A 26,156-nucleotide genomic window follows, 5' to 3' on the forward strand; every position below is an offset into this window, starting at 1 on the left:
CATCCAGACTCTGAAAATAAACGGGAACCTTTTCCTTTCAGGCCCTTTTCCTTCTCGCATTTATTCGTTCGAATAATGATGAGGGATTCACTATGCGCAAGCCAATAATTGTTGCGGCGATCTGCTCTACAGCACTCGCCACGCCTGCCATCGCTCGTGATGGACAGACCTATGTCGAACTCGGCTTCGGCCCGCTGATCGCGGAAGATATCGACGTTCGCGAAATCGCTCCGAATACCGGTAGCCCGGCAACCTTGGAGCCTGACGACTTCGGTTACGACGGTGCGATCATCGTCGGTCACGACTTCGGCCAGTTCCGCACGGAAGTCGAAGCCGCCTATCGCAACACCGATTTCGACGCCTTGCAGGCCGGTGGTGCCACCTTCGACGGTGGCCTTATCGACGGCGACGTCTCCACGCTGAGCTTCATGGGCAACATCCTCGCGGACTTCGGTCCAGACGATGGCGTCCAGTTCTTCTTCGGCGTCGGCGGCGGTGCCGCCAAGCTCGACCCGCGCCTGACGCTCGCCGCTGCTCCGGTAATCGACGGCAGCGACTGGGAGTTCGCATGGCAGGGCATCGCCGGCGTGCGCGCTCCGCTTACCGACACGATCGATGTCGCGTTGCGTTATCGCTACTATCATATCGACGATTTCACCGCTGGCGGCGAGAACGGCTCCAGCGCGTGGAAGGGCGATTTCACCACCCATTCGGTGCTCGGCTCGATCGCGTTCAACTTCGGTGGCGCAACCCCGCCGCCGCCTCCGCCGCCCCCGCCGCCGCCTCCCCCGCCGCCCCCGCCTCCGCCGCCGCCCCCGCCGCCGGAAGCACCCTGTGCGACGGGTCCGTACATCGTCTTCTTCAACTGGGACGAATCGACGATCACGCCGGAAGCGGCATCGATCCTCGACAATGCGGTTTCGGCTTACACCAACTGCGGCACGGCAGCGGTCATGCTGGCAGGTCACACCGACACCTCGGGTTCGGCGGCCTACAACATGGGTCTGGCAGAACGTCGTAACGACTCGGTTCGCGACTATCTGACCAGCCGCGGCGTACCGGGTGGCCGGATCACCAGCGAAGCGTTCGGTGAGAACCAGCTCCGCGTTCCGACCGCCGACGGCGTCCGCGAACTGCAGAACCGTCGCGTGGAAATCACCTACGGTCCGGGTTCGGGCATGTAATCAGGGTTTTCGCCCCAAAGCGAAAACACCGAGAGGGGACCGGAGCGATCCGGTCCCCTTTTTTGTGCTCTATCTGGAAGCTGCTTGTGATCCGGTAGCCCGCCACCGGGCTAGACGGCAGACGCGCTACTCTTCGTCAGCGTAGATCGCGACCTCGCTCTCGCCGGTGCTTGTCGCCCGTCCGCGATACATCCCCGCGGTGTTCATAGCATAGAGCGCGTGGCCTTCGGGCGTTAGGACGATTACCCCACCATCACCTCCAAGCTGGCCAACATCTGCGATCACTGCGTCGATTTCCTGTTGGCTTTCAGCGTCAGTCAGTTCGACGCCTTCATCGAACGGCGCTCCACCGCGGATTTGCGAGCGGAACGTTAGTCGCGTGCAAATATCCTTCGCCACCCCCAAGCGGATGAAAAACTCGCCCCATCCCGTCGCCGAGACCGCGCAGGCGCGATTGTCTGCATAGGTGCCCGCCCCGATGATCGGCGCGTCGCCGATGCGGCCCCAGCGCTTGCCGGTCATCCCGCCGGTCGAAGTGCCCGCGGCCAAGTTGCCGTCCCGGTCCAGCGCAACTGCGCCGACCGTGCCGAACTTGATATCGACATCGAGCGCGGAGAGCTTGTCCGCCTTCATCCGCTCCAGCGCCTCGCGCCGCGCCTCGGTATCGAACCATTCGGGCGGCATAGTCTCGATACCTTGTTCGGCGGCGAACTGCTCCGCCCCCTCGCCTGCCAGCATCACATGCGGGCTGTCGGTCATCACCTTGCGCGCGAGCAGGATCGGATGGCGAATGCCGGTAACGCCCGCCACCGCGCCGGCATCGCGGTCCCGCCCGTCCATGATCGAGGCGTCGAGCTCGTGCTCCCCCTCCCAGGTATAGACCGCGCCGCGCCCGGCGTTGAATTTCGGATCGTCCTCCATCAGCAGGATTGCCGCCTCGATCGCATCGAGCGCGCTGCCGCCCTCGGCCAGAACCTTCGCACCGGCGTCGAGCGCGGCCTTCAGGGCGGCGCGATAGGCCGCGTCGCGCTCTGCCGTCATGTCTTCGCGCCGGATGGTTCCCGCCCCGCCGTGAATGGCGATCGACCAGCGCGGTGCCTCCTCCTGCGCACCGGCAGGCGCAGCGACGGCGATGGCGAAGAGGGCGGCGGTGCCGGTGACGGCTCTGGTCAGTTTGTGCATCTTACGGGCTTAGCATGCGGAGTTGTCCACCCGCCAGAGCTCCCGATTTTGTAAAGATGCCACAACATGTTAGGCTGTCATCGCGAGGGGGAAACTGGGGAGAAATTCAATGCGTATCGGGAATTACCGGTTCGATCAGGAGGTGGCGATGAACGTCATCGAGAAGGTCGGGCTCGCACTTATCGTGCTGGTCATTACCTGGCTGGCCGCGAAGGCCGCCAAATGGGCCTTTGCCAAGCTGGTCGACAATATCTCATTCTTCCAGCGGCACACAGGTAGCGGGACATCGCTGGGCGAAAGCCTCGGCAAGATCGTCAGCCTGCTTATCTGGCTGTTCGGCTTGCTGGTCATCCTACAGATCCTCGGCCTCGGGGCGGTTGCCGGACCGGTGGACAGCCTGCTGGAAAATATCGTCGATTTCATCCCCAACCTAATCGGTGCGGGGCTGATCTTCTTCATCGGCATGATGGTGGCACGGATCGTGCGCGACCTGATCATGACGACGTTGCAGACCGTCGATTTCGACAAATGGGCCAATCGCGGCGGCGTGGACAGCGTCACGGGCAACAGCGCCATCAGCAAGACCATCGCGACGATCGTTTATGCGATCATCGTGATATTCGTGTCGATCATGGCGCTCGAAGCATTGAGCATCGATAGCATCAGCGGCCCGGCCAGCTCCATGCTGCAACTGATCTTCAACGCCATTCCCAACATCATCGCCGCAGCGATCCTGCTGGGCATCGGCTATCTGATCAGCCGCTTCGTCGTTCAGGTGCTCAAGGAAGTGCTGCCCGGCCTCGGCGTCGATCGGGCGCTGGCGGAAACCGGCATGGTGGGTGAAGGCACGACCGCATCGGGCATCATCGCCCGTGTGGTGCAGGTGGCGATCATCTTGTTCTTCGCCATCGCCGCAACGCGCCTGCTGGGCTTTCCCGAGCTGACCGCGATCCTCGACCAGGTGCTCGAACTGGGCGGCCGGGTGATCTTCGGCGCAGTCGTGATCGCCTTCGGCTTCTTCATTGCCAATCTCCTCGCCCGCCTGATCTCGGGTGACGGGGAGAACGCGACGGCAGCCACAATCGTGCGCTGGGCGACGATCATCCTGTTCGTGTTCATGGGCCTGCAGTTTACCGGCATTGGTGGCATGATCCCGGCCAATGCGCTGACGATCCTGATCGCCGGTGTGGCGGTGGCCGGCGCCCTCGCCTTCGGCCTTGGCGGCCGCGATTGGGCGGCGCGCAAGCTCGATCAGATGGACAGCGATCTCGGCGGAGGCGGCTCGCCCGCAGCACCGAAGCCGAAGCGCAGCCGCAAGGCCGCGCCCAGGGCAGAGGATCCCCTGCCCCCGGGCGCCTGATCGCCAAGCGAACCCAATGAACGGGGCGCGGGAATTTCTAATCCCGCGCCCCGTTTTTCGTGTTAGGTCACCTGCCTAGAGATACGAGGAGAGAGCGGCATGAGCGAATTCGGGTTTTCCAGCACGGCGGACGAGGTCCTCGAAGGCAAGGATTTGTCGGGGCGCACGGCGCTGATCACGGGTGGCTATTCCGGCCTCGGCAAGGAGACCGCAAGGGCGATGGCGGCCAGGGGCGCGCATATCATCCTGTCGGGCCGCGACGCGACGAAGCTCGACCATGCCGCGCGAGAGATCGCCGATGCGACCGGCGCGAAAGTCGAAACCCTCGTCTGCGACCTGGCCTCGCTCGACAGTGTGCGCAAAGCCGCGAAAGAAGCGAACGAACGCTTCGACAAGATCGACCTGCTGATCAACAATGCCGGGGTCATGGCTCCGCCGCTGGAGCGGACCGAGGAAGGCTTCGAACTGCAGTTCGGCACCAACCACGTGGGCCACTTCCTGCTCACCAACCTGCTGATGCCGCTGGTCGAGAAGGGCGATCGCCCGCGGATCGTCAACCTTTCCAGCCGCGGCCACCATTTCGACCACGTCCATTTCGACGACCCGAATTATCAGGGGCGCGATTACGAAAAGTGGACGGCTTACGGTCAGTCCAAGACCGCCAACATTCTGTTTTCCGTCGGGCTCGAGCAGCGGCTCGGCGACAAGGGCGTGCATGCCTATGCGCTGCATCCGGGCGGCATCCAGACCAATCTCGGCCGCCACATGACCGAAGAAGACATGGCCTGGATGATGAACCGCATCAAGAAGATGGCGGAGAAGAGCGGCGAGGAGCCGCAGGGCTTCAAGACCATCCCGCAGGGCGCGGCGACCACTTGCTGGGTCGCCACCACAGACGAGCTGGAAGGCGCGGGCGGCGTCTATTGCGAGGATTGCCATGTCGCCAATCAGGACGACGAGGATACGACCGGTGGGGTGAAGAGCTACGCCATCGATCGCGATAATGCGGAAAGGCTTTGGGCCATGAGCGAGGAGATGGTCGGCGAGACATTCGCCTACTGAATTTTTCGCGGATCCTGTAACCCGGCCCTGCTTAGCTGCGAACAACCTGACCACCGCGCATTGCAATGTGCGGGGGAAAGGAGCGGGCGATGATCGCCGACGAAGCCAGCCTCGCGCATCTCATGCGCGCCTCGCAAAAGGGCGATCGCGGTGCCTATCGCGTCCTGCTGTCCGAGGTGCAGATGTGGCTGGAACGTTATTTCCGCCGCCGCGTGGCATCATCCCAGCTCGACGATCTGGTGCAGGAGGTCCTCATGGCAGTGCACAACAAGCGTGCCACCTGGGATCCCGACCGCGCCTTCCTCCCGTGGCTCGCTGCCATCGCACGTTATCGCTGGGTCGATCATCTGCGCAAGGTTTATCGCAATGCCGAGGACGAGCTGGGCGACTGGGACGCCGCCGAGGGCAGCGACGAAGAGACGGTGATGGCGCGGATGAGCCTCGAACGATTGTTCGTGCATCTGCCCGACAAGCAGAGCGAAGTCATCGAACTCGTCAAGATCGAAGGGCTTTCCATCGCGGAAGCTGCCCAGAAAACCGGCCAAAGCGAAAGCCTGGTCAAGGTGAATATCCATCGCGGACTGAAGAAGCTGTCCGCACTGGTAGAGAAAGCAGAATGAGTATGAATCGGGTTAGCAATTCCCTCCTTGACGATCTGGCAGCGGACCTCGCGCCGGTGCAGCCGATCCGCCAGTGGCAGGGCATTTCTCTCGTTGTCGTTTCCGCGCTTGTCACTGTCGGCTTGGTCGACCTTGCCGAAGGGCTTTGGCACGGTATGCTGACAGGTGAGGCCAATCCGCTTTTCTTTCTGACATACGGGATGCTGGGCCTCTTGGCCGCAGCCTCGGCACTTGCGGTGTTGCGTATGGCTCAGCCGCGCATCGGCAACACGCAGGATGGCGCACGCTGGTCCTTCGCCATGCTTGGCCTTCTGCCAACGACCGCACTCGTTTCACTGGCTGTCGGAGGATCCTTTGCGCAACTCGTCGACGACCCTTATGGATTTGAATGCTTCGCTTGGTCGACCGGCCTCGGCTTGCTCAGTGCAGCGGCAATGGTCCTGTGGCTGCGCAGGGGCGCGCCTGTTTCACTGAATGCCGCAGGTACATTCACTGGCGTAGCCGCCGGTGCCATCGGCAGCGTCTCGCTCGGCCTCGCCTGCCCGATCGATACTCTGCCCCATCTGGGGGTGTGGCATGTCCTGCCGGTAGTGGTAGCCGCCTTGCTCGGTCGCCTGATCGTCCCGACGCTCGTGCGGTGGTAATCTAGAGCCACCGCAAGCGGCGGAAGATCACGATCAGCGCGACGAAGACGAACAGGCACAGCGCCACGACTGCCCAGAAGGCATCGGGATCGTCCATCCCCGGCATGCCGCCAACGTTGATGCCGAGCAGGCCGGTAAGGAAGCCGAGCGGCAGGAAGATACCGGCCACGATGGTCAGCATGTAGGTCGCGTGTTCGCTCGACGCGAGGCTGCGGGCGCGGATCTCGTCCTGCAGCACCAGCGCGCTTTCCTTGCTGATGTCGATATCGTCGAGATAGCGGCGCAGGCGCGCGATACTCTCGGCGATCTCGCGGCGGTCGTGATCCTCGAACCAGTAGGGGGCATCCCGACTGATCTGCTCCAGCGCCTCGTGCTGCGGCGCCATGTGGCGCTTGAGGCCGAGGCAGTTGCGGCGGATGGTGGAGATCTGCTTGAGCATGCGCTCGGCGTGCTCCTCCGGATCGTCATGCTCCAGCTCGTCGAGCACGGCGTTCATATCGACGATCGACTGGCTCATCCGGGTAATCAGCAGTTCTGCCAGCAGCGTGATCGTCGCCCCCGCATCGGGCGGTCCATTGCCGCGGTCGAGCATGGCGACCACCTCGCGCGGCGTTTGCAGCGGATGGCGGCGCAGCGTGATCAACCGCCGCCCATCGCACCATACCTGCATGGAGATCATGTCTTCGGGCTGTGCGCCGGGATTGAAATTGATCCCGCGCAGGGTCGCCACCAGCGTCTCGCCTTCGGTAAAGGCACGCGGACGAGTGGCGTCACTGGTGAGCAGCTCTGCGGTAGGCTCGGGAATTTGCAACTCGCTCTCGAGCCAGTCCTGCACCCCGTCGCGATTGCGGCAGACGTGGAGCCACATGACCTCGCCCGGCGCCGCCGGTTGCCAGCCTTGTGCCTCCTCCCAGCCGATTTCGCGCGCGCCGCCCTGCCCGTCTAGCACGCGCCCGAACAGCAGCGGAGTCTCGGTCTGGGTGTCGTCGGTCGCTTCGCTCATACGTGTGTCATGCCGCAGCGCGCGGCGCTTGTCATTGCCCCTTCATCATCGGCCCTCTATATCGACACCCATGTCTTCCGTACGCCCTTGGCGCGATATCGAGCGCCGCCAGTCCCGCCAGATCATGGTCGGCAACGTCCCCGTGGGTGGCGATGCGCCGATTACCGTGCAGACCATGACCAACACGCCGACCGAGGACGTGGGTGCCACGATCGACCAGATCCGCCGCTGCGAGGACGCGGGCGCGGACATCATCCGCGTGTCCTGCCCGACCGAGGAGTCGACCGCGAACTTCGACCGCATCACCCGCGCGGCCAGCGTGCCGATCGTCGCGGATATCCATTTTCACTACAAGCGCGCGCTTGAGGCTGCCGACAAAGGCGCGGCCTGCTTGCGGATCAATCCGGGCAACATAGGCTCGTCCGAGCGCGTGGCGGAGGTCGTCCGCGCGGCCAAGGCCAATGGCTGCGCCATCCGCATCGGCGTGAATGCCGGCAGCCTCGAGAAAGACCTGCTGGAGAAATACGGCGAGCCCTGCCCCGAAGCGCTGATCGAAAGCGCGCTCGATCATATTAAGCTGCTGCAGGATCACGACTTTCACGAATACAAGGTAGCGGTGAAGGCGAGCGACGTGTTCCTGGCCGTGGCGGCCTATCACGGGCTGGCCGAGGCGGTCGATTGTCCCTTGCATCTCGGCATTACCGAAGCGGGCGGGCTGGTCGGCGGCACGGTCAAGAGCGCACTCGGCATCGGCAGCCTGCTGTGGGCCGGGATCGGCGACACGATCCGCGTCTCGCTTTCGGCCGAGCCGGAGCAGGAAGTGAAGGTCGGCTACGAAATCCTGAAGTCGCTCGGCTTGCGCACCCGCGGCGTGCGAGTGGTGTCATGCCCCAGTTGCTCGCGCCAGGGTTTCGACGTGATCCGCACGGTCGAAGCGCTGGAGAAGAGGCTGGAGCATATCAAGACGCCGATGAGCCTCTCGGTCCTCGGCTGCGTGGTGAACGGCCCCGGCGAGGCGCGCGAGACCGATATCGGCCTGACCGGCGGCGGCAGCGGCAAGCATATGGTCTATCTCTCGGGCGTTAAGGACCACCATATCGAGAGCGAGGACATGCTCGACCACATCGTGAAGCTGGTTGAGGAAAAGGCCGCGCTGATCGAGGCGGGCGATGCGATTGCCTTCGACCCGCATGCGAAGGAAGCGGCGGAATAACCCCCCCAGGCGACTGTTCGCTTTACCCGTTTTTAAGCTTGGCCTGCGACATTCGTTCGTATGCGCGAAGCCCTCTTCTTTGCCGTAGCAGCCGGTTCTTTCGTCGCCATCGTGTGGGGCGGCACCGATGCTGACGCGTCTGCGGAAGGCGATGCGGCAGGGATCGCCGAGGCAAAGGCCGAAATCGCGCAGGCCCAGGCCGACAAGAGCTATGCCGCCTGGACTTCAGGCGAAACGATCCTGCCGCGCGAAGGCGACGGGCATTTCTATGCCAGCGTAGCAGTCAACGGCACGCCGGTGAACTTCATGGTCGATACCGGTGCCAGTATGGTCGCCCTTACCGGCACAGATGCGCGCGCAGCTGGCCTGTACTGGAACGATGCCGATGTGCGCCCTGTGGCGCGAGGAGCGAGCGGACCGGTCTATGGCGTAAATGTCCAGCTCGACCATGTCTCGCTCGGCGGTCACGAGGCGAGCAATGTCCCCGGCGTCATCGTCCCCGAGGGCCTCGGCGTCTCTCTGCTCGGCCAGAGCTTCCTGCGCACTATCGAGCCGGTTCGTATCGAGAGCGACCGGATGGTGCTCGGCGGGTGACGAACCGACGAATTGTTCATGGTGCCGTTATCGCGGCTCTGCTACATTCGGTCTGATGAGACGGCGCGATCTTCTGACGGGGACGCTGGCAGCGGGTGCAATCGCTGCCGTTCCCGCGCGTGTGTTTGCCCAAGTCAATCCTTATGCTGCACGCGACCGTGTGCTGCTTGAGATCGCGCGCGAACAGCTCGCCCGTGTCGGCGGGGATATCTGGAAGCGGGACATCGTCGGGATCGCCGATTTCGGCGTCCATTCGGCGGAGCGGCGGTTCTATTTCGTGGATGTCGAGAACGAGCGCGTGGCGAATTACCACGTCAGCCATGGCGACGGTTCCGATCCGGAGCACGACGGGTGGCTGAATCGCTATTCGAACGTCGAAGGCTCGCATTGCACCAGCCGCGGCGCTTACATGACGCGCAGCTGGTATGTCGGGAAGTTCGGCACCTCGATCCGGCTAGACGGGCTCGACCCGACCAATTCCAACGCCCTGCCCCGCGCGATCGTGATGCATAAGGCAGGCTATGCTACGCCGGAGCATGTCGCGCGCTGGGGCCGCCTCGGCCGCTCGAACGGCTGCTTCGCCATGGGTCCCGAGCAGTTCGACCGTGCTTTGATCGACCTGTCGGGCGGACGCCTGCTCTTTGCCGACAGCCTCGGCATCCAGAACGACGGTCGGCGCATCGCGTCACAGGAATTGCTGCGCCGAGAAGACGGCGGGACCTTCGAACGAACGGTGCCGGGGGCGTTCTGAGCGACACGAGAGAGGCGCTCGGTTTCCGCGAAGTCGGCGATCTCCTGCTTCGCCCGCTGATCTTCGGAACGTTCGGCGGCGGGATGCTCTATGTTGCGATGATTCAGATACTGAGCGCGATTGATAGCGGGAGCGAAGCAAGCGCGTCCGGCGTTGGGCTGGGCCTGTTTTTCGCCGCCTTCACAGTCATCCCGCTGGTTGCGGCACCTTTCATAATGGCGTCGCTCGCCACATTCGGTGCGCTCGCCGCCGTGATCGTCGATCGGATGGGGACACCCCGCTATGCCTCGCTGGGCGTGATCTTCGCTTTTGCCGCCGTGCCGATTTTCATCTTCGCAGTGATCTTCAGTTACGAGGATGAGACTCTCTGGCAAAGGCTTGCCGGCCCTTTCACCCTGGCCGGTCCCTTTGCCTTCGCCGCAGCACTCAGCCTGTGGCACGAGATGCTGAAACGAAAGCGGCGGATCGAAGGCTCGATACCTACCTAGGTCTGCATGTCGTCGATGATCTCGACGGCTTCTTCGCTCGTCTCGCGCGCGCGGTCGCGCTGGCGCGGAGCGTCCAGCGCGGCGAGCACCGGGGCGTCGCGGCCATAGATGTCGGCGAACTTGGTCAGATTGCCGTTCACGTCCACGCCCATGGTGAAATAGGTGATGTAGACCGGCCACTGCCGTTCCATCGCATAGCGCGTGTATTCGCCACTCTGGGTGATCTCGGAGACTTCCTCCTGAATGCGCGGAAGGTCTTCCTTACTTTTCGCATTGCCCAGCATCGACATGGTCATCGCCAGTTCGCGAGCACCCTGCACGCGGATGCAGCCGTGGCTCAATGCGCGGTTGTCTTGGGCGAACAGGTGGCGGCTCGGCGTGTCGTGGAGGAAGATCGCATGCTCATTCGGCATGTCGAGCTTCATCAGGCCGAGCGAATTGCCCGGGCCCGGCTGCTGCACCACCGTGACCCAACCGTTGGCACCCTTGGTCGCCTTGTAGCCATTGGCCCGCGCCCAGCCGGGATTGCCCAGCACCTTGGCGCCCAGACCTTCGCCTTTCACGATCGATTGCGGGACGGTCCAGGTCGGGTTGTAGATCACCGCTTCCACCATCTCGGCGAGCTGCGGCGTCGCGGTGCGGCCGGGCTTGCCGACGACCACGCGGTAATTCTTGATGATCCGGTCGTTGACCGTCAGCCGCAACTGATATTCCGGCACATTGGTGAGCAGGTACCGCTTGCCGAGGTCCTGCCCCAGCCAGCGCCAGCGGTCCATGTTCGCGCGGATCAGCTTGCGCGATTTCGCATCGGTGGTCTTGGCCAGCTCTTCCTTGAGCCGCGCGTAATCGGGCGCGACGGGATTGAGCGAAGCCAGCGTCTCGGCGATCTGACCGGTGGCGAGCGCATTCTCGAGCAGCTTGTGCGTCGGGTTGGTGTCCGCGTCGGGATCGACCACGAACCACTGCTTGCGCGCGTCCATCGGTGTGCGGCCGTCGCGCAGATCCTCGACCAGCCACACGAAGATTTGGCTGGCGATTTCGTTGAGCGCGGGGCTCTCACCCGCCGTGATCGCGGACTGCAACGCAGCGCTGTCGTAATCCGCCGGGACCAGCCCTTCGGCTTCGACGGTCGGGATGAAGGCGAGCAGCTTGGCCGCATCGGCGGCGCTCCATTCGCCGACCAGCGAAGGAATTTCCTGCACCACCTCGCCGCTGCGCATGCGGATATCGCCGAAGGCATCGTCGACGCTCTGCTGTGCATTCATCTGCGGCGCGGCTTCGCGCATGTCCGGCAGCGGCTCGCTGACTTTCTCAGGCTCGGGCGGCAGGAGATTTTCCGGCGCATTGTCCTGCGCTATGGCCGAAGTCGCGACGAGCGCTGCGCTGCATGCGGTGCCGATAAGGAATTTCATCTTGGTCATCTGTTCCACCAGTTGCGCCGCCAGTCCCGATTGGCGGACAGCGGCAATATAAGCGATTGCCTGCGACTGTCCAAGAAACTGGCTGTCGAAAGGCTGAACTGGCGCACATTTTAATGACGAAACCGGGCCTCGCCCCTAGGGACGCACGGATGAGCGCGTCCGCATCTCCTCTCAGGCCCGTGCTGGCGACCGCTGCCGGTATCGCGATGCTCTCGCTGATGGATGCCTTCATGAAAAACGCCGCGCTGGCGATGGGCGCCTATATGGCGGCACTGATGCGGGCCGGGATTGCTTTCGCGCTCGTGGCGCCGATCTGGCTCGCGCTCCGCTCGAAATGGCCTGCCCGCGCCGTCATGAAAATCCACCTGACGCGCGGTGCGGTCGGTTCGATCATGGCGCTGACCTTCTTCTTCGCGCTGACGAAGCTGCCGCTGGCGGAAACGATCGCGATTTCCTTCGTTGCGCCGATCGTCTCGCTTTACCTCGCGGCGTTTCTGCTCGGCGAGCGCCTGCGCCCCCGCGCCGTTTGGGGCGCGGTGCTGGGCCTTGTGGGCGTACTCGTGATCGTGGGAGGCAAGTTCGGCAGGGGCAATCTCAACGAAGACACGATGGTCGGTCTTGCGTCGATCACACTCTCGGCCCTACTCTACGCCTGGAACCTGGTGCTGCAACGCCAGCAGGCCTTGGTCGCCAAGCCGCTGGAGGTCGCGACATTCTACATGGGGATCGCTGGCTGCATCTACCTGCTCGCAGCGCCGTTCCTGTTTCGCCTCCCGCCGACCGAGGCGCTCGGCGATGTGACGGCAGGTGCACTCCTGACGGTAGGCGGCGCGCTGACGATGGCGTGGGCCTATGCGCGGGCGGAAGCACAGGTGCTGGTCCCGCTTGAATATTCCAGCTTCGTCTGGGCCTCGCTCTTCGGCTGGCTCATGCTGGGAGAGAATGTGACCTGGACCGCGGCAGGCGGCGCAGTCCTGATCGTGGCGGGCTGCTGGATTGCCACCACCGGCGTCAGGCCGGAACCGGCTGCCGTCTAGCGGACTGGTCGTTCGGCCGCCGTCGCGGTTTCTTCCGCGAAAGTGAATGCCGCGGTGAAGCAGCCTGCAACGATAAGCGATCCGGCGACGATCGCCGTGCGGATGGTGCGCTTCGTGCGCTGCCGTTTGATGGTTTGCGAACCCATTGATGTTCCCCTTGTGGTCGCAGTGCGAACGCGTCACGCGCTCCATGCAATCAAGAATGCCATTATTTTGCCTTAATAAGCCCTGAAGCAGCCTTTTCGTTCCCGCAATGCTTGCGCTGGAGCACGCAGCACCCTTGATTTTTACCCGTTTTGCGCGCAGGTGCGCGGCACATTCGGCCGCTCCAGCCATTGGTCCGGTGACGGCTCTCAACTGAAAGGAAAATCGCGCGCATGACCCAGGTCGGCAAGGACACGCTCGGAACCCGCTCCACCCTCACCGTGAACGGCAAGGATTACGCTTACTACTCCTTCGCCAAGGCTGCGGAAAAGATCGGCGACGTGTCGAAACTGCCATTCAGCCTCAAGGTCCTGCTGGAGAACATGCTGCGGTTCGAAGACGACGGCTTCACCGTTTCGACCGACGATGCGAAGGCGATCGCCGACTGGCAGAAGGACCCCAAGACCGGCAAGGAAATCCAGTACCGCCCGGCGCGCGTGCTGTTGCAGGATTTCACCGGTGTGCCTTGCGTGGTCGACCTCGCCGCCATGCGCGATGCGATCGGCAAGCTCGGTGGCGACACCTCAAAGATCAATCCTCAGGTTCCGGTGAACCTCGTGATCGACCACTCGGTCATGGTCGACGAATTCGGACACCCCAAGGCGTTCGAGAAGAACGTCGAACTCGAATACGCCCGGAATGCGGAACGGTACGACTTCCTCAAATGGGGCTCGAAGAGCTTCGAGAACTTCTCCGCCGTGCCTCCGGGCACCGGCATCTGCCACCAGGTGAACCTCGAATATATCGGCAAGGGCGTGTGGTCTTCCGAGGACCCCGACGGGCAGGCTATCGCCTATCCCGACACCTGCGTCGGCACCGACAGTCACACGACGATGATCAACGGCCTCGGCGTGCTTGGCTGGGGCGTCGGCGGGATCGAGGCGGAAGCCGCGATGCTCGGCCAGCCGATTTCGATGCTCATCCCCGAAGTCGTCGGCTTCAAGCTGACCGGCGCGATGGCCGAAGGCGTGACCGCCACCGACCTTGTGTTGACCTGCGTGCAAATGCTGCGCGAAGTCGGCGTGGTCGGCCGCTTCGTCGAATTCTACGGCGAAGGCGTCGCAAATCTCACCCTCGCCGACCGCGCGACGATCGCCAACATGGCCCCCGAATACGGCGCGACCTGCGGCTTCTTCGGCATCGACGACAAGACGCTGGAATACATGCGTCTGACCGGTCGCGACGAAGAAACGATCGCGCTGGTCGAAGCCTATTCGAAAGAACAGGGCATGTGGTTCACGCCGGAAAACGAGCCGGTGTTCACCAAGACGCTCGACCTCGACCTGTCGAAGGTCGTCCCCAGCCTCGCCGGACCCAAGCGCCCGCAGGACCGTGTCGCGCTGCCGCAGGTGGACGAGCTGTTCAACACCGATTTGAAGTCGATCTACGGCAAGGACCAGCCGCTGCGCGTCGACGTGGAAGATACGCACCATGATGTCGGCGATGGCGATGTGGTCATTGCGGCCATCACCAGCTGCACCAATACCTCCAACCCAGATGTGCTGATTGCGGCCGGCCTTGTCGCCAAGAAAGCGCATGAGAAGGGCCTTAAGCCCAAGCCGTGGGTCAAGACCAGCCTCGCACCGGGTTCGCAGGTGGTTACCGACTACCTCGTGAAGTCGGGGCTGCAGGACGATCTCAACGCCATGGGCTTCGACCTCGTCGGCTATGGCTGCACCACCTGCATCGGCAACTCGGGCCCGCTTGCGCCGCCGATCAGCAAGGCCATCAACGGCAATGATATCGTCGCCGCCAGTGTCCTGTCGGGCAACCGCAATTTCGAAGGCCGCGTGTCGCCCGACGTGCGCGCCAACTTCCTCGCTTCGCCGCCGCTCGTGGTCGCCTATTCGATCCTCGGCACGGTGACGCAGGACATCACCGAAACTCCGCTGGGGCAGGACCAGCACGGTAACGACGTGATGCTGGCCGATGTCTGGCCGACCAATCAGGAAATTGCCGAACATCGCGCAGCCAATATCGACCGCCAGATGTTCGAAAGCCGCTATGCCGACGTCTACAAGGGTGACGAGCACTGGCAGGCGATCAATGTGGAAGCGTCGGACACCTATCGCTGGAACCCGACCAGCACCTATGTCGCCAGCCCGCCGTTCTTCGAGGGCATGGAGATGGAGCCCGCTCCGGTCACCGACATCACCGATGCGAAGCCGCTGGCGATCCTCGGCGATTCGACCACGACCGACCACATCAGCCCGGCCGGCTCGATCAAGGAAGATTCGCCCGCTGGCGAATACCTCAAGAGCCACCAAGTCTCGAAGGCGGACTTCAACAGCTATGGCTCGCGCCGCGGCAACCATGAGGTCATGATGCGCGGCACCTTCGCCAATATCCGCATCAAGAACGAAATGGTCCCCGGCGTCGAGGGTGGCTACACCACCTACAAGGGCGAGCAGATGCCGATCTACGATGCGGCGATGAAGCACAAGGAAGACGGCACGCCGCTCGTCGTCATCGCGGGCAAGGAATACGGCACCGGCTCCAGCCGCGACTGGGCAGCCAAGGGCACTATCCTGCTCGGCGTGCGCGCTGTCATCGTCGAGAGCTACGAGCGTATCCACCGCTCGAACCTGATCGGCATGGGCGTGCTGCCGCTGCAGTTTAAGGACGGCGACACGCGCCAGAGCCTTGGCCTTGGCGCGAACGACACCTTCTCGATCAAGGGCCTTGCCGATCTGACCCCCGGGCAGGACGTCGAAGTGGAAGTCACGCATGAGGACGGCTCCAAGGCCAGCTTCACTGCGCTGTGCCGCATCGATACAGCCAACGAGATGGAGTATTACCGCAACGGCGGCATCCTCCATTACGTGCTGCGCAAGCTGGCCGCCGCGTGATCCGGCAGGCGCTCTTCACCGGTCTGGCGGCGGGGCTACTCGCCGCCTGTGCCGGTGGCGGAGCACAGGCCGAGGACACGCAGATCGCGGGTGCCGACGCCGGTGTCCTGACGATCGAGCCGCGCGCGCTCTCGACACGGCTGGAGGCCGGTGAACCGATCCAGCTGATCGATGTGCGCACGCCCGAAGAGTTTGCGGAGGGCCATCTCGAAGGGGCGGTCAACATACCGCTCGACACATTCGATCCTGCCGCTCTGCCCGACCCGGAGGGCGGGCAGCGAGTGCTCTATTGCCGGTCGGACCGTCGCTCCGGCATCGCCGCCGACCGTCTATCGGAGGCTACGGGCCGCAATGCAGTGCATCTCGAGGGCGGCATTCTCGCCTGGGAAGCCGCCGGGTTGCCCGTCCAGCGTAACTGAAGGCCGGCGGCGCAATATGTCGCTCCGCTCACGCCTCGCGCAGATCGTCGGCGGCACCACGCCCGACCCGATGGCCGACCCTGTCAAACTGGCAAGGATCGGCGATGATGTCCGCGCGCGACTGGCAGCAAACCCTAGCGCCGAGGAGCGCGGCGGGCGCAAGGCCGAACTGTTCCTGCTCCCCGGCTTCCTCAGCGCCGCGCAATGCGCCGATCTGGTGACGATCATCGAAACCCGCCTGCGCCCATCGACGCTGTTTTCGGAAAGCCAGTATCCCTCCGGGCGGACAAGCTCGACGCATTTCTTCGCCACCGAAGCGCCCGAAACTACCGCGCTCGGCCGCATGATCGACGAGGTGCTCGGGATCGACCGCGTGCATGCTGAAACGATCCAGGGGCAGCGTTACCTCGAAGGCGAGGAATACCGCCACCATTGCGATTTTTTCCGCAGCGAGCGCCCGCATTGGCGGCAAGAGCGGCGGCGCGGCGGGCAGCGTAGCTGGTCGGCCATGGTCTATCTGAACACGGTGGACGAAGGCGGCGCGACCGAATTCCCGCGACTTGGCCTGACCATCACGCCCGAGCCGGGCCTACTGGTCGCCTGGAACAATATGGATCGCAAGGGCCGCCCGAACCGCAATACGCGGCACGCGGCCCTGCCGGTGACGGCGGGCCGCAAATACGTAATCACCCAATGGTACCGCCAGGGCGAGTGGAGCCGCAACTACCGTTGAGGCTGCACGCCAGCGCCTAAACCTGACCCGGCCCGCGCTTCACCCGGAACTTGCGCCGACCCAGCACGGCTGCAGCCGCCATCCCGAACAGCGCCATCATCGGCGGCGCAGGGACTTCGGTGCCGCTCGTGCTACCGGTAGTGGAGCCCGAAGTCGAACTGCTGGTGCTGGTGCTGGACGAGCTCGACGTGCTCGAGCTGGTCGAACTCGACGACGAACTGCTGGTCGAGCTGGACGAGCTCGTGCTGGTCGTCACATTGCCCGAGGTCGAGGTGCTGGTAGACACATCGCCGGATGTCGAGGTGGAAGTGCTGGTCGACACATCGCCCGAAGAACTGCTCGACACGTCGCCGGACGAACTGCTCGTCGTTGTCGTGCTGACTTCGCCGGTCGAAGTCGAAACCGCGCCGGTGCTGGTCGATACCGCACCGGTCGAAGTCGAAACTTCGCCGGTGGAGGTCGATGTCGAGCTGGAGCTGCCACCGGTGGTGGTCGAAACCTCGCCAGTCGAGGTCGAGCTGGAGCTGCCGCCGGTCGAGGTGGAGGTCGACGTGCCGCCGCTGGAGGTCGAGGTCGAGACGTCGATATCGATGTCGGGCAGTTCGCCGCCGGTGGTCGTGGTCGAATTCACGACGACGCTGCCGCCGCCGCCACCGCCGCCGAAGAATCCTCCGAAGAAGCCGCCACCGAAGCCGCCGCCGTATCCGCCGCCATAGCCGCCCGACGGGATCGAGCGCGCGCCGCCGCCACCGGCGACTACCGGTGCCGCTTCAGGGAGCGGCGGGACAGGCACGGGCACCATCGCCTCGCGATAGACGGGCGGGCAGATGTTGTCGGGGTTTTCCGAAGCCAGCGGCGAATCATACGGCACGCATTCGATCGGGCGCGGAGGAATGGTGCGCGCGGCGCGGCGCGGCAGGGTGCGAACGACCGGCTTGGCCTGCTTCACTTGCTTCACCTGCTTGACGGCCTGCGCCTTGTATTGCGGATTGTCGGTGACCGGACGCTCCGCCACATGCACGGCGCCGCCGGCAACCAGCGCGCCACCCGCAGCGGTGGCCGACAATTTGGCAAGAGCTGATTTGACCGACATCGACTGCTTCCCTTCGCGGCCCTTCGACCGGGGCCCTTCCCCCTGATCTTGCCGGACCCCTGTCCGCACCGTTCTGCCGAATCCCGGCTTCGGGTGCGATTCCTTGCTTCTTCAGTACCGCAGAATGGTAATTTCGCTCCGAAAAGCGAGCCTTACACCGCCTGCGTCCCGAATCGGGACTACCGCCCCTCCAATCGTTTCGGTCGCTAGATAGCCCTATTCGTCGAACATGTCGCCTTGCGGCCTGTTGGGCGGTGCGATGCCGAGATGCTGCCAGCCGCCATCGTTGAGCATGCGCCCGCGCGCGGTGCGGGCGATCAGGCCGAGCTGGATGAGATAGGGCTCGATCACTTCCTCCACCGTGTCGCGCGGTTCGCTGAGGCCCGCGGCGAGGGTCTCTACCCCGACCGGGCCGCCCTTGTAGGTGGTCGCGATCATGGTGAGGTAGCGCCGGTCCATCGCATCGAGGCCGAGGCTGTCGACTTCCAGCCGGGTCAGCGCATCGTCGGCGACCATGGTCGTCACCACCTGTTCGCCCAGCACGCTGGCGAAATCGCGCACGCGGCGCATCAGGCGGCCCGCGACACGCGGCGTGCCACGCGAACGGCGGGCAATCTCGCGCGCGCCGCCGTCGTCGATGCCCATGCCGAGCAGCCCTGCCCCGCGCGTGACGACCTTGAGCAGCTCGTCCTCGGTATAGAAATTCAGCCGCACCGGAATGCCGAAGCGGTCGCGCAGCGGCGTGGTCAGCAGCCCCTGCCGCGTGGTCGCGCCGACCAGCGTGAAAGGCGGCAGGTCGATCCGCACGCTGCGCGCCGAGGGCCCCTCGCCGATGATGATGTCGAGCGCGCGGTCCTCCATGGCCGGATAGAGCACCTCCTCCACCACCGGATTGAGGCGGTGGATCTCGTCGATAAACAGCACGTCGTTGGGCTCGAGATTGGTGAGCAGCGCGGCCAGATCGCCCGCCTTGGCGATCACCGGGCCGGAGGTGGCGCGGAAGCCGACGCCCAGTTCCTTCGAAACGATTTGCGCCAGCGTGGTCTTGCCGAGGCCGGGCGGGCCGAAAAACAGCACATGGTCCATCGCCTCGCCGCGGTTCTTCGCCGCCTCGATAAACACGCGAAGGTTCTCGCGCGCGGCCTTCTGCCCGACGAACTCCGCGAGCGACTTGGGCCGCAGCGCCGCATCCGGGTCTTCCGGCTGGCGGTCGGGGGAATGGAGGGGGACGGGTTCGGTCATTCTGCCCTGCACGATCCGGTGCGGTAATCCCAAGCGCCGCCCGCGTCGACGCAGGCATCCACGTCAAGGAAGTCCTTGACCTGCCATCCTGCGACAGAGCCAAGTGCGAAACTCGCAGCCAAAGCGAGAAGTTTCCTCAAAACGGGTTCACCGAATAGCCCGCCTGCTGCAGCAGCGCGTGGGCGGTCATGGCGGAGAGCGCCATTTCGACGCCGGGAATTAGGTCGCTCTGTCCGATGCCTTGCCCCGCCGCGCTCTGCCCGCACACGATGAACCGCACGCCCTGCGCCAGCATCGCGCGGACCATGTCGCCACTGGGATTGGTTGCGCCGTAGTCGCCGGCGGAGCGGGCTTCGTCGGTCAGCAGGTCCAGCACTGCCGTGCCATGAACGACGACGGCGATGCGCATATTCTCGGGATCGGCGCCATGCGCAGCGTGCATATTGATGAATCGCGCCGCGCTTTCGATGCCACGATTGCGTTGCTCGCCCTCGCCATGGTTGGCCACGTCGAAACTGTGCGAAAATTCTATGTCCGCTGGGAGGTTGTCGATACCCTCCACCGCTGCGTGCGGACCGAAGTCCGTAAATACCGGCCCAAGCTGCCATTCGGTATCCTGCGCCCGCGCCTGCGTCATCGTTGCCAGAAATGCCACTGCTGCTGCCGTGATTGCAAATCGCATGATATCGACCTTCATCCTGCTGCCCTCTTCAATGCCACTCTTATCAGATCGCCCTCGCTCGCACCGTCTCCCAGTTCGCCCTGTGCCGCCGCGACGGCGCGTGCTGCAACGGCGGGCTTGAAGCCGAGGTTTTCGAGCGCGCTTACCGCGTCGGCGCTTGCCCCGCCTGCCGGGGTGGTTGGAGCCGCGCCGCCCGCCATGCCGCCGCCTGGCAGCGCGCCCGCCTTGTCCTTGAGCTCGTTGACGATCCGCCCGGCGAGCTTCGGCCCTACGCCCTGCGCGCGCGCCACCGTTGCGGCGTCGCACTGCGAGCAGGCTTGCTGCACCTCGCCCGTCGAGAGGGCGGAAAGGATTGCCAGCGCCACCTTGCTGCCCACGCCCTGCACCTGGGTGAGCAGGCGGAACCAGTCGCGCTCGGCCGCCTCGGCAAAACCGAGCAACCGCATGTCGTTCTCGCTCACCTGCAGATCGGTGTAGACCGTGCACGCCTCGCCCGTTTCGCCCAGCGCCGCGAGCGTCTTGGACGAACAGTGCACGAGGTAACCGACGCCCGCGACGTCGATCACCGCCCAGTCCGCACCGGTTTCGTCGAGCAGGCCCTTCAGCTTCGCAATCATTCGTTTCTTTCTGCGCTACCGCTACGCTGCATGAGCGCCTTTTGTTCTTGCGGTACAAGACAAGATTGGTCCAGCCACAATGGACAGCGCCCCACAGTTGCGACAGACAGGCCGTCATGAGCTGGAACACCTTCGGACGGACCTTGCGCTTCACCACCTGGGGCGAGAGCCATGGACCCGCGATCGGCGCTGTGGTCGACGGGTGCCCGCCGGGCATCGCGCTGGACGAGAGCGACATCCAGCCTTTCCTCGATGCGCGGAAGCCGGGGCAGAACAAGTTCACCACCCAGCGCAAGGAGCCGGATGAAGTCCGGATCCTGTCCGGCGTTTTCGAAGGCAAGACCACCGGCACGCCGATCAGCCTGCTGATCGAGAATACCGACCAGCGATCGAAGGACTATTCGGAGATCGCGAAGACCTATCGCCCCGGCCATGCCGACTATGCCTACGACGCGAAATACGGCTTCCGCGACTATCGTGGCGGCGGGAGATCGAGCGCGAGGGAGACCGCGATGCGCGTCGCGGCGGGCGCGATTGCGCGCAAAGTAGTCGGCGAGGTGGAGATACTCGCCTTCGTTTCGGAGATCGGGGGCGACCGGATCGATCCGGCGAATTTCGAAGCCGCGGAGATTGCGCGCAACCCGTTCTGGTGCCCCGATGTGGAGGCCGCCAGGCGCTGGGAGCAGTTGGTCGACAACGCGCGCAAGTCCGGCTCTTCGCTCGGCGCGGTGGTCGACTGCGTGGCGCGCGGCGTGCCCGCCGGCTGGGGCGCGCCGGTCTATGCCAAGCTCGACGCCGACCTCGCGAGCGGGATGATGAGCATCAATGCCGTCAAGGGCGTGGAGATCGGCGACGGCTTCGATGCCGCGCGCCTGACCGGCGAGCAGAATGCCGATGCCATGTCACCCGGCAAGGACGGGCCGGAGTTCGCGGCCAATCACGCCGGCGGCATAGCGGGCGGCATCTCGACCGGCCAGCCCGTCACTTGCCGCGTCGCTTTCAAGCCGACCAGTTCGATCCTGACCCCGGTCGCCAGTGTGGACCGCGAGGGCAATGCGACGGAGGTCCGCACCAAGGGCCGTCACGACCCCTGCGTGGGTATTCGCGGAACGCCTGTGGTGGAGGCGATGATGGCGCTGGTGCTGGCCGACCACAAGCTGCTCCACCGCGCGCAATGCGGGTGAAATGCAAGGATTTCCGCCGATTTCGGAACATCGCACCCTCCTCATTCGCTGATAAGGCGTGAGGGAACACCAAGACGACAATACCACCGGCCATACGCTACCGACGCGCCGCGAAAGGCTGCGGGCTTTTACCAGACTCAAATCCCAGCGGCAGCTTCTGACCGCCGGCATCGCCGTCCTCGGTGCCGCAGCGCTGACGCTTGGCGGTGCGCTTTGGCAGCAAGACCAGACGCCCGATGTGGTCAAGCTCGGCAAGGGTGTCGCCAGCGTCGATGCGCAACCCGTCGCCGCGCTCGAGCCGACCGCGGCGAGCCCCGACCCGACGCCATCCGCCTCGGAAAGTCCCATCGGCAGCGGCGACGCAAGCTATTACGGCAGCGAACTGGCCGGCAATCGTACCGCCAGTGGAGAAATCTTCGATCCTTCCCGCCGGACCGCGGCGCACCGGACATTGCCGCTCGGCAGCGAGGTTCGCGTGACCAATGCGGGCAACGGCCGCAGCGTCGTGGTGACAATCAACGATCGCGGGCCCTTCCACGGCAATCGCGTGATCGATCTGTCTACTGCGGCCGCGAGTGCGATCGGATTGATCCGGTCGGGCACCGGCCGGGTAAGCCTCGCCTTGCTGATAAACTAGTCCGCAGCTTCGGATAGAAGAGCAGAGCAGTTAGGGCTTGCCAAATCGGCGGAGGCCATGTTGCGGCTGCTCGCAATGACATCTTTCCTCAAATCCCGCCCAGCCCTCTGGCTCATCCTCGCCCTGCCCGGCCTGTGGATGGGCTGGCGCTGGATCGCCACGCCCGACGACTATGGCTATGGCCACGCTATCGGCGATAGCGGCGACTGGGCCGCGTGGTTGCTGCTGCTGACGTTGGCCGTCACGCCGATCCGGCTCGCGTTTCGCAAGCGGAAATGGGCTGTCTGGCTGATGCGGCGGAGGCGGGATTTGGGCGTGGCGAGTTTTGGCTATGCCGCGTTCCACACGGGTATCTATCTCTGGAAGAAGGCCTCGTTCTCCGCCGTGCTGGCGGAAGCGGGCGAAGCATATCTGCTCGCGGGCTGGCTGGCTTTTGCGCTGTTCGTGCCACTCGCCGCGACATCGAACGACATCGCGACGAGGGCGCTCAAGCGGTCATGGAAGACGTTGCACCGGCTGGTGTATCCGGCTGCAGTGCTCGTCTTCCTCCACTGGGTCCTGTCCGCCTTCGATCCGACCACGGCCTGGATACACGTCGGTATCCTCGTGGGAATCGAAGGCGTCAGGATCGTGCTGCAGATGCGTCAGAGAGTGACGTAATTGCGGAAACGGGCGACTTCCGCCTCGTCCACATATTTGCCGATCTCGCGGTCGAATTCGGCCATGTCTTCGTAAGGGCGATATTCCTCGAACTCATGGACCATCTTGTCGGTCATGCCGGGGATCAAACGGATCTGCTCTTCGGTCGCCTCGTTGAGATTGACCGGCACGAACACGCGCTCGCGCACGGTGGCGGCCTGCTCTTCGGTGAGGCTTTCCATTAGCACCGTGTTGAAAGCGGTCACGTCGGCATAGGGCTGGCCCGCGACGATGGCTGCCGCCAGTTCTTCCGAGATACCGTCGATCCCTGCGAGATCTTCGGCAGCCGCCGTCCCGGCATCGATCACGGTCTGGGTATCGGTGGCTTCGACCGTTTCCATCTCGGCCGGCGTGGTCGCGTCATCGGTGATCACGGTGTCTTCGGCGTCGCCCGAGCAGGCTGCAAGGGCAAGAGTGCTACCGGTGATGGCGGCGGCGAAAGCAAATTTACGCATGTCGAATCCTTCTTATTGCGATGCATTCTCATTATCAGGGGATTGCAGGCTCGGCTAAGGATTTCTCCAAAATTCGGACTATTGCGCAAAACGCAATGAAATCGCACCGATGTTGCGCTTTTCGAAAGTTCCAACTCGGTGATTGATAATTCCGATGCTCGCAATCGCAACATATCGCTTTTGTGCATCGCACCACGGCCTATCTGACACCCATCAGTTTCAACCCCACAACGGAGACAACCCATGGGTATCATCGGAAGCCAGATCAAACCGTTCACCGCCACCGCCTTCAAGGCCGGCGAAGATTTCTACGACGTCACCGACGAGGACGTGAAGGGTAAGTGGGCAGTGTTCTTCTTCTACCCGGCCGACTTCACCTTCGTCTGCCCGACCGAGCTCGAAGACCTCGGCGAGCAGTACAACATGCTCCAGAAGATGGACGTCGAAGTCTATGGCGTGTCGACCGACACGCACTTCAGCCACAAGGCCTGGCACGACACGTCGGACAAGATCGGCAAGCTGAACTTCCCGTTCCTCGGCGACCAGAACCACGTTCTGGCGCGCAATTTCGACGTGCTGCGCGAAGGCGTCGGCTTGGCCGACCGCGCGACCTTCGTCGTCGATCCCGACGGCGTGATCCAGATCATGGAACAGACCTGCGAAGGCGTCGGCCGCAATGCCAACGAACTCGCCCGCAAGATCAAGGCCGCGCAGTACGTCCGCGCAAACCCCGGCCAGGTCTGCCCGGCTGCTTGGGAAGAAGGCAGCGACACGCTGGCCCCCTCGCTCGACCTCGTCGGCAAGATTTAAGCCGACAACCGCATACGCGCTCCCATACCTCCTAGAAGGAGCGCGATAAGAGCCCGAGTTCCGCTCGGGTCGCTGGAAGGCCCGGGGCATCCTCCCCCAATCCCCGCCCCGGGCCTTTTCCATCCCACAGCCCGCTCCTCGTCATTGCGAGGAGCCGCAGGCGACGCGGCAATCCAGAGCCGCTGGCATTTGCCTCTCTGGACTGCCGGGTCGCCCCGTCCCGGGGCTCCTCGCAATGACAAGGATTTGACGATGCTCGACGACACGATGAAACAGCAGCTCACCACATATCTCGCCAATCTGCGCGAGCCGGTGGAGCTGGTCGCGTCACTGGGCGATGACGAGAAATCGCGCCAGACACGTGAACTGCTGGAAGAGATCGCCGGTCTGCACGACGAGGTCGAGGCGAGCTTCGACGGGACGGACGACCGCAAACCCAGCTTCGTCATCCGCCGCGCGAGCGATGCGGAGAAGTGGGTGCGCTTTGCAGGGCTGCCGATGGGGCACGAATTCACCTCGCTGGTGCTCGCGCTGCTGTGGGCCGGCGGTCATCCGCCGAAGGTCGATGCCGATCTGCTGGAGCAGGTTCGCGGCCTCGAAGGCGACTTCAATTTCGAGATGTATTTCTCTTTGAGCTGCCACAACTGCCCGGACGTGGTGCAGGCGCTCACGCTGATGGCGCTGGAGAATCCGCGCATTACTGCGACGCTGATCGAAGGCGGCACCTACCAGGACGAGGTCGACGCACGCGACGTGATGGCCGTCCCGGCGACCTTCCTCAACGGCGAGCCCTTCTACAATGGCAAGATGGAGCTGGCCGAAATCCTCGCCAAGCTCGACACCAATGCCGATGCGAAGGCCGCCGAGAAGCTGGCCTCCAAGGACCCGTTCGAAGTGCTGATCGTCGGCGGTGGTCCGGCAGGCGCGGCGAGCGCGATCTACACGGCACGCAAGGGGTTCCGCACGGGAATCGCGGCTGAGCGCTTCGGCGGCCAGCTGCACGACACTCTCGGCATCGAGAACCTGCCCGGCACTGCCTATACCGAAGGGCCCAAGCTGGCGGCGGATCTGGAACGTCAGATCGGCGAGAACACGATCGACCTCATGAATCTCGCCAAGGCCGTGAAGCTGGTCCCGGCGAAAACCGAGGGCGGACTGCACACGGTCGAGCTGGGCAATGGCGCGAGCCTGAAGGCGCGCAGCCTGATCCTCGCGACCGGCGCGCGCTGGCGCAATCTCGGCGTTCCGGGCGAAGCCGAGTATCGCAACAAGGGCGTGGCCTACTGTCCGCACTGCGACGGCCCCCTGTTCAAGGGCAAGCGCATCGCGGTGATCGGCGGCGGCAATTCGGGCGTCGAGGCGGCGATCGACCTTGCCAAGATCGTCGGGCATGTCACGCTGATCGAATATGACGAGAAGCTGCGCGCCGACGAAGTCCTGCAGGCCAAATTGCGCAGTCTCTCCAATGTCGAGATCGTTACCAGCGGCCAGACCACTGAGATTACCGGTGACAATGGCAAGGTGAACGGTCTGGTCCTCAAGGACCGCGCAAGCGGCGACGAACGCCGCATCGAGCTTGAAGGCGTGTTCGTCCAGATCGGCCTCGTGCCGAACACCGAATGGCTCAAGGACTCCGGCCTCGAACTGACCGAGTTCGGCGAAATCGTGACGGACGAAGAGGGCCGCACAAACCTGCCGGGCGTGCTCGGCGCAGGCGATGTGACGGATGTGCCGTACAAACAGATCGTCGTCGCCATGGGCGAAGGCTCGAAGGCAGGCCTCTCCGCCTTCGACTATCTCATCCGCACCGAGCCTGCCGAGGAAATCGCGAAGGCCGCCTGATCCGGCCAGAAACCCGAAGCAAAAGCGCCGTCATCCCAAGCGGATGGCGGCGTTTTCGTATCTGGTGACACGGCCCATCGCAAAATCGCCCCAGCCAATCAATTTGAACCGTTTAATCGATTGGACGGATT

The 26,156-nt window shown here is 64.0% G+C and carries 27 protein-coding genes; 18 read left to right on the forward strand and 9 right to left on the reverse strand.

Going from position 1 to position 26,156, the window contains the following annotated elements:
• The first annotated feature begins 92 nt into the window (after nucleotides 1-92).
• A complete protein-coding gene (locus tag Q9K02_RS13410; protein WP_278328973.1) occupies nucleotides 93-1,184 on the forward strand; it encodes an OmpA family protein in 1,092 nt (363 codons plus the stop codon).
• Nucleotides 1,185-1,310: 126 nt separating this feature from the next.
• On the opposite strand, the gene Q9K02_RS13415 is transcribed toward Q9K02_RS13410, so the two are convergent.
• Nucleotides 1,311-2,366: an isoaspartyl peptidase/L-asparaginase family protein gene (locus Q9K02_RS13415; protein WP_305933349.1), complete on the reverse strand. Its 1,056-nt coding sequence runs from the start codon at nucleotides 2,364-2,366 to the stop codon at nucleotides 1,311-1,313.
• 109 nt (nucleotides 2,367-2,475) lie between these two features.
• Between Q9K02_RS13415 and Q9K02_RS13420 the strand changes: the two genes are divergently transcribed.
• From Q9K02_RS13420 to Q9K02_RS13435, 4 genes are all read left to right on the forward strand, one after another.
• Entirely contained in the window at nucleotides 2,476-3,726 is a 1,251-nt protein-coding gene (locus Q9K02_RS13420) for a mechanosensitive ion channel (protein WP_305933350.1), read from the forward strand.
• 99 nt (nucleotides 3,727-3,825) lie between these two features.
• Nucleotides 3,826-4,788: an SDR family NAD(P)-dependent oxidoreductase gene (locus Q9K02_RS13425; RefSeq protein ID WP_305933351.1), complete on the forward strand. Its 963-nt coding sequence runs from the start codon at nucleotides 3,826-3,828 to the stop codon at nucleotides 4,786-4,788.
• 89 nt (nucleotides 4,789-4,877) lie between these two features.
• Nucleotides 4,878-5,408: a sigma-70 family RNA polymerase sigma factor gene (locus tag Q9K02_RS13430; RefSeq protein WP_305933352.1), complete on the forward strand. Its 531-nt coding sequence runs from the start codon at nucleotides 4,878-4,880 to the stop codon at nucleotides 5,406-5,408.
• Complete coding sequence (locus Q9K02_RS13435; RefSeq protein ID WP_305933353.1) at nucleotides 5,405-6,052, forward strand: DUF1109 domain-containing protein; 648 nt, start codon at nucleotides 5,405-5,407, stop codon at nucleotides 6,050-6,052. The genes Q9K02_RS13430 and Q9K02_RS13435 overlap by 4 nt, the downstream gene beginning before the upstream one ends.
• A 1-nt stretch (nucleotide 6,053) precedes the next feature.
• Here Q9K02_RS13435 and Q9K02_RS13440 read toward each other — a convergent pair whose 3' ends face one another.
• Nucleotides 6,054-7,055, reverse strand: a complete 1,002-nt coding sequence (locus tag Q9K02_RS13440) for a zinc transporter ZntB (RefSeq protein WP_305933354.1) — start codon at nucleotides 7,053-7,055, stop codon at nucleotides 6,054-6,056.
• Between the two features lie 70 nt (nucleotides 7,056-7,125).
• Between Q9K02_RS13440 and ispG the strand changes: the two genes are divergently transcribed.
• The 4 genes from ispG to Q9K02_RS13460 all read left to right on the forward strand — a co-directional run bounded on the left by ispG (nucleotide 7,126) and on the right by Q9K02_RS13460 (nucleotide 10,101).
• Nucleotides 7,126-8,268: a flavodoxin-dependent (E)-4-hydroxy-3-methylbut-2-enyl-diphosphate synthase gene (ispG, locus tag Q9K02_RS13445; protein WP_305933355.1), complete on the forward strand. Its 1,143-nt coding sequence runs from the start codon at nucleotides 7,126-7,128 to the stop codon at nucleotides 8,266-8,268.
• A 60-nt stretch (nucleotides 8,269-8,328) separates the two neighbouring features.
• Nucleotides 8,329-8,862: a retropepsin-like aspartic protease family protein gene (locus Q9K02_RS13450; protein ID WP_305933356.1), complete on the forward strand. Its 534-nt coding sequence runs from the start codon at nucleotides 8,329-8,331 to the stop codon at nucleotides 8,860-8,862.
• A gap of 55 nt (nucleotides 8,863-8,917) precedes the next feature.
• Entirely contained in the window at nucleotides 8,918-9,613 is a 696-nt protein-coding gene (locus Q9K02_RS13455) for a murein L,D-transpeptidase catalytic domain-containing protein (protein ID WP_305933357.1), read from the forward strand.
• Nucleotides 9,614-9,711: 98 nt separating this feature from the next.
• Nucleotides 9,712-10,101, forward strand: a complete 390-nt coding sequence (locus Q9K02_RS13460; RefSeq protein WP_305933358.1) for a hypothetical protein — start codon at nucleotides 9,712-9,714, stop codon at nucleotides 10,099-10,101.
• Here Q9K02_RS13460 and Q9K02_RS13465 read toward each other — a convergent pair.
• A complete protein-coding gene (locus Q9K02_RS13465; RefSeq protein ID WP_305933520.1) occupies nucleotides 10,098-11,522 on the reverse strand; it encodes a L,D-transpeptidase family protein in 1,425 nt (474 codons plus the stop codon). The two genes, Q9K02_RS13460 and Q9K02_RS13465, sit on opposite strands and share 4 nt — an antisense overlap.
• A 149-nt stretch (nucleotides 11,523-11,671) precedes the next feature.
• Here Q9K02_RS13465 and Q9K02_RS13470 point away from each other — a divergent pair, with 149 nt between their 5' ends.
• Nucleotides 11,672-12,559, forward strand: a complete 888-nt coding sequence (locus Q9K02_RS13470; RefSeq protein ID WP_305933359.1) for a DMT family transporter — start codon at nucleotides 11,672-11,674, stop codon at nucleotides 12,557-12,559.
• On the opposite strand, the gene Q9K02_RS13475 is transcribed toward Q9K02_RS13470, so the two are convergent.
• A complete protein-coding gene (locus Q9K02_RS13475; RefSeq protein WP_305933360.1) occupies nucleotides 12,556-12,705 on the reverse strand; it encodes a hypothetical protein in 150 nt (49 codons plus the stop codon). The genes Q9K02_RS13470 and Q9K02_RS13475 overlap by 4 nt on opposite strands.
• 231 nt (nucleotides 12,706-12,936) lie before the next feature.
• Here Q9K02_RS13475 and acnA point away from each other — a divergent pair, with 231 nt between their 5' ends.
• The 3 genes from acnA to Q9K02_RS13490 are packed head-to-tail and all read left to right on the forward strand — an operon-like array spanning nucleotide 12,937 to nucleotide 16,764.
• Nucleotides 12,937-15,612, forward strand: coding sequence for an aconitate hydratase AcnA (gene acnA, locus Q9K02_RS13480; protein ID WP_305933361.1), 2,676 nt, complete (start codon nucleotides 12,937-12,939; stop codon nucleotides 15,610-15,612).
• Nucleotides 15,609-16,031 carry a rhodanese-like domain-containing protein gene (locus tag Q9K02_RS13485; protein ID WP_305933362.1) on the forward strand — a complete coding sequence of 141 codons (423 nt, stop codon included), beginning with the start codon at nucleotides 15,609-15,611 and terminating at the stop codon, nucleotides 16,029-16,031. The genes acnA and Q9K02_RS13485 overlap by 4 nt, the downstream gene beginning before the upstream one ends.
• A 16-nt stretch (nucleotides 16,032-16,047) precedes the next feature.
• Nucleotides 16,048-16,764 (forward strand): prolyl hydroxylase family protein, encoded by a 717-nt coding sequence (locus tag Q9K02_RS13490; protein WP_305933363.1) that lies wholly within the window; start codon nucleotides 16,048-16,050, stop codon nucleotides 16,762-16,764.
• Nucleotides 16,765-16,780: 16 nt separating this feature from the next.
• Here the strand turns inward: Q9K02_RS13490 and Q9K02_RS13495 are convergent, their stop codons facing one another.
• From Q9K02_RS13495 to ruvA, 4 genes are all read right to left on the reverse strand, one after another.
• The gene (locus Q9K02_RS13495; RefSeq protein WP_305933364.1) at nucleotides 16,781-17,857 is read right to left on the reverse strand and encodes an MYXO-CTERM sorting domain-containing protein; all 1,077 of its coding nucleotides are present in this window, start codon (nucleotides 17,855-17,857) and stop codon (nucleotides 16,781-16,783) included.
• A gap of 216 nt (nucleotides 17,858-18,073) precedes the next feature.
• Nucleotides 18,074-19,099, reverse strand: a complete 1,026-nt coding sequence (ruvB, locus tag Q9K02_RS13500) for a Holliday junction branch migration DNA helicase RuvB (RefSeq protein ID WP_305933365.1) — start codon at nucleotides 19,097-19,099, stop codon at nucleotides 18,074-18,076.
• 136 nt (nucleotides 19,100-19,235) lie between these two features.
• Nucleotides 19,236-19,796, reverse strand: a complete 561-nt coding sequence (locus Q9K02_RS13505; protein ID WP_305933366.1) for a DsrE family protein — start codon at nucleotides 19,794-19,796, stop codon at nucleotides 19,236-19,238.
• Nucleotides 19,793-20,398 carry a Holliday junction branch migration protein RuvA gene (gene ruvA / locus Q9K02_RS13510; RefSeq protein ID WP_305933367.1) on the reverse strand — a complete coding sequence of 202 codons (606 nt, stop codon included), beginning with the start codon at nucleotides 20,396-20,398 and terminating at the stop codon, nucleotides 19,793-19,795. The genes Q9K02_RS13505 and ruvA overlap by 4 nt, the downstream gene beginning before the upstream one ends.
• Before the next feature lie 116 nt (nucleotides 20,399-20,514).
• Here ruvA and aroC point away from each other — a divergent pair, with 116 nt between their 5' ends.
• From aroC to Q9K02_RS13525, 3 genes are all read left to right on the forward strand, one after another.
• Nucleotides 20,515-21,582, forward strand: coding sequence for a chorismate synthase (gene aroC, locus Q9K02_RS13515; protein WP_305933368.1), 1,068 nt, complete (start codon nucleotides 20,515-20,517; stop codon nucleotides 21,580-21,582).
• A gap of 58 nt (nucleotides 21,583-21,640) precedes the next feature.
• Nucleotides 21,641-22,219 (forward strand): septal ring lytic transglycosylase RlpA family protein, encoded by a 579-nt coding sequence (locus Q9K02_RS13520; protein ID WP_305933369.1) that lies wholly within the window; start codon nucleotides 21,641-21,643, stop codon nucleotides 22,217-22,219.
• Between the two features lie 75 nt (nucleotides 22,220-22,294).
• A complete protein-coding gene (locus Q9K02_RS13525) occupies nucleotides 22,295-22,879 on the forward strand; it encodes a ferric reductase-like transmembrane domain-containing protein (protein ID WP_305933370.1) in 585 nt (194 codons plus the stop codon).
• Here the strand turns inward: Q9K02_RS13525 and Q9K02_RS13530 are convergent.
• Entirely contained in the window at nucleotides 22,864-23,373 is a 510-nt protein-coding gene (locus Q9K02_RS13530; RefSeq protein WP_305933371.1) for a helix-hairpin-helix domain-containing protein, read from the reverse strand. The two genes, Q9K02_RS13525 and Q9K02_RS13530, sit on opposite strands and share 16 nt — an antisense overlap.
• 243 nt (nucleotides 23,374-23,616) lie before the next feature.
• On the opposite strand from Q9K02_RS13530, the gene ahpC reads away from it, so the two are divergent.
• Entirely contained in the window at nucleotides 23,617-24,183 is a 567-nt protein-coding gene (gene ahpC, locus Q9K02_RS13535; RefSeq protein WP_305933372.1) for an alkyl hydroperoxide reductase subunit C, read from the forward strand.
• 252 nt (nucleotides 24,184-24,435) lie between these two features.
• Nucleotides 24,436-26,025, forward strand: coding sequence for an alkyl hydroperoxide reductase subunit F (ahpF, locus tag Q9K02_RS13540; RefSeq protein ID WP_305933373.1), 1,590 nt, complete (start codon nucleotides 24,436-24,438; stop codon nucleotides 26,023-26,025).
• The last annotated feature ends 131 nt before the right edge of the window (nucleotides 26,026-26,156 follow it).

The sequence above is a fragment of the Qipengyuania profundimaris genome (assembly GCF_030717945.1).
Classification (GTDB): domain Bacteria; phylum Pseudomonadota; class Alphaproteobacteria; order Sphingomonadales; family Sphingomonadaceae; genus Qipengyuania; species Qipengyuania profundimaris.